This is a genomic window from Micromonospora rosaria, from assembly GCF_001567585.1.
GTDB classification, from domain to species: domain Bacteria; phylum Actinomycetota; class Actinomycetes; order Mycobacteriales; family Micromonosporaceae; genus Micromonospora; species Micromonospora rosaria.
Genome location: NZ_LRQV01000088.1, coordinates 21850 through 31387, shown reverse-complemented (window position 1 = coordinate 31387; position 9538 = coordinate 21850). Strand labels below are relative to the sequence as shown.

4 protein-coding genes, 1 pseudogene and 1 riboswitch are annotated in these 9538 nt (G+C 76.7%); of the genes and pseudogenes, 1 reads left to right on the top strand and 4 read right to left on the bottom strand.

What is annotated here, in order from left to right; translation table 11 throughout:
* A pseudogene (locus AWW66_RS21275) lies at positions 1–340 on the bottom strand (precorrin-3B synthase); the annotation flags it as partial.
* A gap of 68 nt (positions 341–408) precedes the next feature.
* A riboswitch (cobalamin riboswitch) is annotated at positions 409–487 on the top strand.
* A gap of 73 nt (positions 488–560) precedes the next feature.
* On the opposite strand from AWW66_RS21275, the gene cobN reads away from it, so the two are divergent.
* Positions 561–4199: a cobaltochelatase subunit CobN gene (cobN, locus tag AWW66_RS21270; protein ID WP_067369332.1), complete on the top strand. Its 3639-nt coding sequence runs from the start codon at positions 561–563 to the stop codon at positions 4197–4199.
* A gap of 145 nt (positions 4200–4344) precedes the next feature.
* Here cobN and AWW66_RS35540 read toward each other — a convergent pair whose 3' ends face one another.
* From AWW66_RS35540 to AWW66_RS21255, 3 genes are read right to left on the bottom strand one after another with little or no spacing between them, the layout of a single operon-like run.
* Entirely contained in the window at positions 4345–6591 is a 2247-nt protein-coding gene (locus tag AWW66_RS35540; protein ID WP_067369329.1) for a cobyrinic acid a,c-diamide synthase CobB, read from the bottom strand.
* Entirely contained in the window at positions 6585–7199 is a 615-nt protein-coding gene (gene cobO, locus AWW66_RS21260) for a cob(I)yrinic acid a,c-diamide adenosyltransferase (RefSeq protein WP_067369326.1), read from the bottom strand. The genes AWW66_RS35540 and cobO overlap by 7 nt, the downstream gene beginning before the upstream one ends.
* Entirely contained in the window at positions 7199–9271 is a 2073-nt protein-coding gene (locus tag AWW66_RS21255; protein WP_425413293.1) for a magnesium chelatase subunit D family protein, read from the bottom strand. Before AWW66_RS21255 ends, cobO begins: the two co-directional genes overlap by 1 nt.
* Between the last annotated feature and the right edge of the window lie 267 nt (positions 9272–9538).

The following is a 9538-nucleotide window of genomic DNA, read 5'->3' as shown; positions in this document are numbered from 1 at the left end:
CCCCGTCGAGGCCGCTGAGCGGGGACGCGACGATGTTGCGCACCCGCTCGTGGGTGACGCTGGGCAGCAGCCCGGCCCCGGCCAGTGCGGCGGCGACCCGGTCGACGCCGTCGGGGTCGGCGATCCCCCGCACCTGCACGTTGCCCCGGGAGGTCAGCTCCAGCAGCCCGGTGCCGTCCCGGCGCGACACCTCGGCCAGTCGGCCGAGCTGGGCGGTGGTGAGCCGGCCGCCGGGGATGCGGACCCGCACCAGCAGTCCGTCGGCGGCCTGGTGCGCCCGCAGCGCCCCGGGACACCGGTCGTCCGCAGCGCGGGGCGACGGGGAGGAGACAGCGGGCACCGACTCATCGTAGAGTCGGTGTCTCGGCGCGGATCCGCGCCGAGATCAGCATCACGCGGTCGGCGTGGAGGAACCCGGTGCGAGTCCGGGGCGGTCCCGCCACTGTCACCGCCCGGCGCGCCACCGCCGGGCGGGGAGCCAGACACTCCGGCTGACCGCGACCGACGACCACGGGCGCGGACCCGGGGAGGAGTCACCCAGTGCGTGTGCTGGTGACCACATGATCCTGCTGCTGTCGACCTCGGACACCGACCTGCTCAGCGCCCGCGCCAGCGGTGCGTCGTTCCGGCTGGCCAACCCGGCGCGGGTCGGTGACGACCCCGACGCGCTGGCCCCGCTGCTGGCCGGCGTGGACCTCGTGGTGGTCCGCATCCTCGGCGGCTACCGGATGTGGCAGCCCGGCCTGGACGCGCTGCTCGCCGGGGACCTGCCGGTGGTCGCCCTCGGCGGCGAGCAGCTTCCGGACGCGGACCTGATGGCCCGGTCCACGGTGCCGCAGGGCATCGCCGCGCAGGCGCACGCCTACCTGGCCCAGGGTGGGCCGGACAACCTGCGGGAGCTGCACGCCTTCCTCAGCGACACGGTGCTGCTGACCGGCCACGGTTTCGCCCCACCGGCGGAGCAGCCCACCTGGGGGGTGCTGCCGCGCGACGCCGCCCCGGGGACCGGGCCGACGGTGGGCATCCTGTACTACCGGGCCCACCAGCTCAGCGGCAACACGGCGTTCGTCGAGACGTTGTGCGCGGCCGTCGAGTCCGCCGGCGGGGTGCCGCTGCCGGTGTTCTGCGCCAGCCTGCGCACGCCCGACGCCGCGCTGCTGGAGACCCTCGGCCGGGCCGACGCGCTGCTGGTCACCGTGCTCGCCGCCGGGGGGACCCGGCCGGCGGAGGCGTCGGCCGGCGGTGACGACGACGGGTGGGACGTCGGCGAGCTGGCGGCCCTGGACGTGCCCATCCTGCAGGCGCTGGCGCTCACCCAGGACCGCGCCACCTGGGCCGACAGCGACGACGGGCTCAGCCCGCTGGACGCGGCCACCCAGGTCGCGGTGCCGGAGTTCGACGGTCGGCTGATCACGGTGCCGTTCTCCTTCAAGGAGACGGACGCCGACGGGCTGCCGCACTACGTCGCCGACCCGGAACGCGCCCGCCGGGTGGCCGGCATCGCGGTGCGGCACGCCCGCCTGCGGCACGTGCCGCCGGCCGAGCGGCGGATCGCGGTGGTGCTGTCGGCGTACCCGACCAAGCACGCCCGGGTCGGCAACGCCGTCGGCCTGGACACCCCGGCCAGCGCGGTGCGGTTGCTGCGGGCGCTGCGCGAGGCCGGCTACGACGTCGGCCCGGTCGACGGCCCCGGCGCCCTGCCCGGCCTGGTGTCCGGGGGCGACGGTGACGACGCCGACGGGGACCGGTTCATCCACGCGCTGATCGCCGCCGGTGGGCAGGACCCGGAGTGGCTGACCGACGAGGCGTTGCAGGGCAACCCGGTGCGGGTGCCCGCAGCCGACTACCGCCGCTGGTTCGGGGCGCTGCCGGCGGACCTGCGCGCGGCGATGACCAGCCACTGGGGTCCGCCGCCGGGCGAGCTGTTCGTCGACCGGTCCGGCGGCGGGGACGGCGACATCGTGCTCGCCGGGCTGCGCGCCGGCAACGTACTGCTGATGATCCAGCCGCCGCGCGGGTTCGGCGAGAACCCGGTCGCCATCTACCACGACCCGGACCTGCCGCCGACCCACCACTACCTGGCCGCGTACCGGTGGCTGGACGAGCACTTCGGCGCGCACGCCGTGGTGCACCTGGGCAAGCACGGTTCGCTGGAGTGGCTGCCCGGCAAGAACCTGGGCCTGTCCGCCGGCTGCGGCCCCGACGCGGTGCTCGGCGAGCTGCCGCTGATCTACCCGTTCCTGGTCAACGACCCGGGCGAGGGGGCGCAGGCCAAGCGGCGGGCGCACGCCACCATCGTGGACCACCTGGTGCCGCCGATGGCCCGCGCGGAGAGCTACGGCGACATCGCCCGGCTGGAGCAGCTCCTCGACGAGTACGCCAACATCGCCACCATGGACCCGGCGAAGCTGCCGGCCATCCGGCAGCAGATCTGGACGTTGATCCAGGCCGCCCGCCTCGACCACGACCTGGGCCTGGACCAGCGCCCCCACGACGCCGAGTTCGACGACTTCCTGCTGCACGTCGACGGGTGGCTGTGCGAGGTCAAGGACGCGCAGATCCGTGACGGCCTGCACGTGCTCGGCCAGGCCCCCACCGGCCCGGCCCGGGTCAACCTGATCCTGGCCGTCCTGCGCGCCCGGCAGGTCTTCGGCGGTCAGGTCGGCGCGGTGCCCGGCCTGCGGGCCGCGCTCGGCCTCGACGAGGCCGCCGCCGAGCAGACCGCCGAGGTGGACCGGATCGAGGCGGTGGCCCGCCGCCTCGCCGAGGCGATGGAGGCGCGCGGCTGGGCCGCCGAGGCGGTCGCCGGGGTCTGCGCGGAGGTGCTCGGCCCCGACGATCCCCGCGCCGACGTGGTCCGGCGGGTGCTCGACTTCGCCGCGACCGAGGTCGCGCCGCGCCTGGCCGGCACCACGGACGAGCTGTCGGCGGTCCTGCACGCCCTGGACGGCGGGTACGTGCCGGCGGGGCCGAGCGGCTCACCGCTGCGGGGGCTGGTCAACGTGCTGCCCACCGGCCGGAACTTCTACACCGTCGACCCCAAGGCGGTCCCCAGCCGGCTGGCCTGGGAGACCGGGCAGGCGATGGCGACGTCGCTGCTGGAGCGGTACCGCCGCGACACCGGTGACTGGCCCCGCTCGGTCGGGTTGTCGGCGTGGGGCACCTCGGCGATGCGCACCGCCGGGGACGACATCGCCGAGGTGCTCGCGCTCGTCGGGGTGCAGCCCACCTGGGATCCGGCGTCCCGCCGGGTCACCGGGTTCGAGGTGGTTCCGCTGGCCGACCTGGGCCGGCCCCGCATCGACGTGACGCTGCGCATCAGCGGCTTCTTCCGGGACGCGTTCCCGCACGTGGTGACGCTGCTCGACGACGCGATCCGGGCGGTGGCCGCCCTCGACGAGCCGGACGAGGACAACTACCTCGCCGCGCACGCCCGCGCCGACGCCGCCCGGCACGGTGACGAGCGGCGGGCCACCACCCGTATCTTCGGCTCCAAGCCGGGGGCGTACGGGGCGGGCCTGCTGCCGCTGATCGACAGCGGGAACTGGCGCGACGACGCCGACCTGGCCGAGGTGTACACGGTCTGGGGTGGGTTCGCGTACGGCCGGGGGCTCGACGGCCGGCCGGCGCGCGAGGACATGGAGTCGGCGTACCGGCGGATCGCGGTGGCGGCGAAGAACACCGACACCCGCGAGCACGACATCGCCGACTCCGACGACTACTTCCAGTACCACGGCGGGATGATCGCCACGGTGCGGGCGTTGACCGGGCAGGCGCCCCGGGCGTACATCGGGGACAGCACCACCCCGGACGCGACCCGGACCCGCTCGCTGACCGAGGAGACCGCCCGGGTGTTCCGCGCCCGGGTGGTCAACCCCCGGTGGCTCGCGGCGATGCGCCGGCACGGCTACAAGGGCGCCTTCGAGATGGCCGCCACGGTGGACTACCTGTTCGGCTACGACGCCACCGCCGGGGTGGTGACCGACTGGATGTACGGGCAGCTCGCCGAGAGCTACGTCCTCGACCCGGAGAACCAGGCGTTCCTGCGCCGGTCGAACCCGTGGGCGCTGCGCGGCATCGTCGAGCGGCTCACCGAGGCGGCCGACCGGGGGCTGTGGGCCAAGCCGGACCCGGACCTGATGGACGCGCTACGGCAGGCCTACCTGGAGGTCGAGGGCGACCTGGAGGACCGGGGCTGACCGGTTGCGGGGCCGGACCGGCGGTGACCGGTGCGGCCCCGCAACCGGCCGGGGCCGACCGGGCGCGGCCCCGGAACCAGGCCGGAGTGACCGGGCGCGGCCCCGGAACCAGGCCGGAGTGACCGGGCGCGGCCCCGGGAGCGGGTCAGACGGTGGCCGGGTGGCCGGTGTCGGCGAAGGCCGCGACCGCGCCGACGACGGTGACGGCGGGTGGACGCAGCCCGTGGCGGGCCGCGACGGCGGCGATCCCGTCCAGCCGGGCCGGCAGGATCCGCTGCTGCGGGGTGCCCCCGTTCTCGATGCTGACCGCCGGGGTGGCCGGGTCCATGCCGTGCGCGAGCAGCGCCGCGGCCACCTCGGGCAGGGTCTGCACCGCCATCAGCAGCACGATGGTGGTGCCCGCGCGGGCCACCCCGGCCCAGTCGACGGTGCTGCCCGGGTCACCCGGGGGCAGGTGCGCCGAGACGACCGTGAAGCCCTGGGTGAGGCCCCGGTGGGTCACCGGGACCCCGGCCAGCTCCGGTACGGCGACGGCGCTGGAGATCCCCGGCACCACCTCCACCGGCACGCCGGCGGCCCGGCAGGCGAGGACCTCCTCCATGCCCCGGCCGAAGACGTACGAGTCCCCGCCCTTGAGGCGCACCACGTGGTGTCCCGCGCGGGCCTCCTCGACCAGGATCTCGTTGATCCGCTCCTGCGGGACGAACGCGCCGCGCGGCACCTTCGACACGTCGACCACCCGTACCCCGGCCGGCAGCTCGCGGAGCAGGGCGTGCGGCACCAGCCGGTCGGCGACCACGACGTCGGCCTCGGCGAGGCGCTCCAGGCCGCGCCGGGTGACCAGGCCCCCGTCGCCCGGCCCGGCCCCCACCAGGGTGACCCGTCCGATGGACGGCGGGCCGGCAGCAGCAGCCGGGTCGACAGTGGATGCCCGGACGGCAGCGGGTGCCGGGGCGTCGGCGGACCGGCGGGGCAGGGGCACCGCCACACCGGTGGCGTGCCGGTGCGCGGCGACCGCGAAGCGGGCGGCCAGCCGGGGGTGCCCGGCCCAGTGCACGTGCAGGTACGAGGCGTGGACCTGCCCGGTGGGGCCGGCGACGACCCCGTCGAGGGTCGGCGCGGGGGTGCCGTGCGCGGCGGAGGGGCGGGGCTGGAAGCGCCAGGCCGGCGCCGACTCGGCCAGCGGCTCGACCCGGGTGCGGTGGAACTCGTGGCCGGTGACCGGCTCCTCGGCGTCGGCGAGCAGGCCGGCGGTGGCGGCGCGGGCCTCCCGGTAGCCCAGCACCAGCCGGTCGGTCATCCGGGCGTGCAGCGGGAGCACGCCGGTCATCGGCGCGCCGTCGAGGTCCCGGGCGAGGTAGAGCAGCCCGGCGCACTCGGCCACCACGGGCAGTCCGGCGGCGGCGGCCGACGCCACCGCCCGGCGCAGCGGGGCGTTCCCGGCCAGGTCGGTGGCGTACATCTCGGGGAACCCGCCACCGAGGTAGAGCCCGGCGGTGCCGGCGGGCAGGGCGGGGTCGCGCAGCGGGTCGACGGGGGCGAGGCGGACGCCCGCGGCGGCGAGCAGGTCGTCGGTCTCGGCGTACCGGAAGGTGAAGGCCGGTCCGGCGGCGACCGCGACGGTCGCGTCGACGGTGAGGCCGCCGAGTTCGGCGGCGGGTTCCCAGGCCGGGCCGGGCAGGGCGGGGGCGCGGCGGGCGACCGCGACGACCGCGGCGAGGTCGACCCCGGCGGCGACGTGCCCGGCGAGGGCGTCGACGGTCCGGCGCGCGGCGGCGGCCCGTTCGGCGGCCGGCACCAGGCCGAGGTGGCGGCTGGGGGTGTCCAGCGCCGGGTCCCGGCGCAGCACCCCGAGCACCGGTACGCCGGTGACGGCGACCGCCTCCCGGATCTCCGCCTCGTGGGTGGCCGACCCGACCTTGTTGAGGATGATCCCGGCGACGGTGAGCTGCGGGTCGAAGGTGGCGAAGCCGTGCACCAGCGCGGCGATGCTGCGGGAGGTGCCGGAGACGTCCACGACGAGCAGCACGGGGGTGCGGGTGAGCCGGGCCACGTGTGCGGTGGAGGCGAAGCCGGCCCGGCCGACGGCGCCGTCGAGCAGGCCCATCACGCCCTCGACCACGGCGATGTCGGCGGGTGCGCCGACGGTGGCGCCGTGCCGCAGCAGCGGCAGGACCCGCTGCTCGCCCTGGAGGAACGGGTCGAGGTTGCGGCCCCGGCGGCCGGTGGCCAGGGCGTGGTACCCGGGGTCGATGTAGTCCGGGCCGACCTTGTGGCCGCTGACCACCAGGCCGCGCTGGCGCAGCGCCGCCATCAGCCCGGTGGCCACGGTCGTCTTGCCCTGCCCGGAGGCGGGGGCGGCGACGAGCACCCGGGGCGGGAGGGTCACCATTCGATCCCCCGCTGGCCCTTCTGCCCGGCGTCCATCGGATGTTTGATCTTGGTCATCTCGGCGACCAGGTCGGCGGCGTCGACGAGCCGGGGGTCGGCGTCCCGGCCGGTGATGACGACGTGCTGGCGGCCGGGCCGCTGCCGCAGGGTGTCGACGACCTCCTCGACGTCGACCCAGCCCCACTTCATCGGGTAGGTGAACTCGTCGAGGACGTACAGGTCGTGGGCGGTGGCGGCGAGCCGGCGCTTGATCTCGGCCCAGCCCTCCGCGGCCTGCGCGGCGTGGTCGGCCTCAGTGCCCTGGGTACGGCTCCAGCTCCAGCCGGCGCCCATCTTGTACCAGGCGACCGGCCCGCCCTGCCCGGTCTGGGCGTGCACCTGGTCGAGGGCGCGCAGGGCGTTCTCCTCCCCGACGCTCCACCGGGCGCTCTTGACGAACTGGAACACCGCGGTCGACCAGCCCTGGTTCCACCCGCGCAGCGCCAGCCCGAAGGCGGCGGTGGACTTGCCCTTCATCTGACCGGTGTGGACGATCAGCAGCGGCCGGTTGCGGCGCTGCCGGGTGGTCAGCCCGTCGTCGGGAACGCTGACCGGTTGGCCCTGTGGCATCAGGCAGCCTCGCTTCCGGGTCGGGTCGCCGTGCGGGTCCGCACCGCGTGGGCGAGGGCGTCGGCGGCGACCCCCTCCAGGGGCAGGTGCTCCCCGCCGAGGACGGCGGCGAGGTCGGCGGCGAGCCGCATCCGGATCCGGCCCTGCTCGCAGTCGACCACCACGGCCGGGGTGCCGTCGGCGGCGAGCAGCCGGGCCACGTGCCGGGCCCGGGGCACCGCGTCCGGGCCCGAGGTGGCGCGGCCGTCGGTCACCACCACCAGCAGCGGGCGGCGGCGGGGATCCCGGATCCGCTCGACCCGCAGCACCTCGCGGGCGCGCAGCAGCCCCTCCGCCAGCGGGGTGCGCCCCCCGGTGGGCAGCGCCTCCAGCCGGGCGGCGGCCACGTCCACGCTGGCCGTCGGGGGCAGGGCCAACTCGGCCCCGGCGGCCCGGAACGTCACCAGGCCGACCTTGTCGCGCCGCTGGTAGGCGTCGAGCAGCAGGGACAGCACGGCGGCCTTCACCGCGCCGACGCGCTGCCGGGCCCCCATCGACCCGGAGGCGTCGAGGCAGAACAGGATCAGGTTGCTCTCCCGGCCCTGCCGCACCGGCAGCCGGACGTCGGCGGGCCGGACCAGGAGGCCGGGGCCCCGGCGGCCCCGGGCCCGCTGGTGCGGGGCGGCGGCGCGCAGCGTCGCCACCAGGTGCGGCCGGCCGGTCACCCCGGCGGTGGGGCGCTCTTCGCCGACGGTACGTCCGGTCGTGGTCAGGGCGGCGGAGCGGCGACCGGCCGTACCGGCTCCGGTGCCGGTCACCCGCAGCAGCCGGGCCCGGTACGGCGCACCGGCCGGCACCGGCGTGGCGGGCGGGGGCGCGGTGGCCGGCTCCCCGTTCTGCTCGGCGGCGGGCCGCTGCCGGTAGGGCCGCCCGTCGTCGGGCTGGTCCGGCCCGGACCCGCCGGGACCGCCACCGTCGGTCGGCCCGTCCGGACCGTCGTCGGGGTCGTCCGGCGGGCCGTCGGGTGGGCCGTCCGACGGCGGCTCCGGCTCGTCGGCGGGGGGCGGCGGCTCGTCGAGGCCGGCCTCGGTCAACGCCCGGTCCAGGTCCGCCTGGTCCTGCTGCGGCGGGTCGAACGGGTTGCGGCGGCGGCGGTGCGGCAGGGCCAGCCGGGCGGCCACCCGTACGTCACCGGCGCTCACCCCGGTCCGCCCGCACCAGGCCGCGTGTGCCAGGGCGGTCCGGGCGATGACCAGGTCGGCGCGCATCCCGTCCACCTCGGCGGCGGCGCACAGGGCCGCGATGCGCACCAGCATGTCGTCGTCGAGGCGGACCGTCGGCAGCAGCGCCCGGGCCTGCGCCACCCGCGCGCCCAGCGCCGCGTCGGCCTCGGCGTACCGGGCGGCAAAGCCCTCCGGGTCGGCCTCGTACGCCAGCCGTCGGCGCATCACCTCGGCCCGGACCTGCGGGTCGCGGCTGGCGGCGACCTCGACGGTGAGGCCGAACCGGTCCAGCAGTTGCGGGCGCAGCTCCCCCTCCTCGGGGTTCATGGTGCCCACCAGGACGAACCGGGCCGCGTGCGTCACCGACACGCCCTCACGTTCCACGGTCGCCCGGCCCATCGCGGCGGCGTCGAGCAGCACGTCGACGAGGTGGTCGTGCAGCAGGTTGACCTCGTCGACGTAGAGCAGGCCGCGGTGCGCCGCGGCGAGCAGACCGGGGTCGTAGCTGGTCACGCCCTCGCTCAGCGCCCGTTCCAGGTGCAGCGCGCCGAGCACCCGGTCCTCGCTGGCCCCGACCGGCAGCTCCACCAGCCGCGCCGGCCGGGTCGAGGACGGCGGCGCGCCCGGGTGCGGCCCGTCGGGGCACTGCGGGTCGACCGTGCCCGGGTCACACGAGAACCGGCAGCCCGGGACCACCTCGACGGGCGGCAGCAACGCGGTCAACGCGCGGACGGTGGTGGACTTGGCGGTGCCCTTCTCGCCCCGGACCAGCACACCGCCGATCGCCGGGGAGACGGCGCACAGACTCAACGCCAACGCCATGTCGTCCATGCCGACGACGGCGGAGAACGGGTACGACCGCACGGTCACACCTTTCACCTCGCGCGGGATCCTCGCCCGCGACCGGTCACCGACCGTGACGTGACGCGTGGCGTGCACGACCCGGCACGACGGGGCGAGTATCTGGCTTCCGGGTCCGGCACGCCGACCCCGGTCACAGTGGCGGGACCGCCCCGGATTCGCCGCCCCGTCCCCGGGGCCGGCCCACCGGTGTTCCTCACCGCGCCGTCGCCGCGAATGATGTCACACCCGCCCCCGCGTCGGCAGGGGTGCGCGGCTCTGGACTAGCGTTGCGAC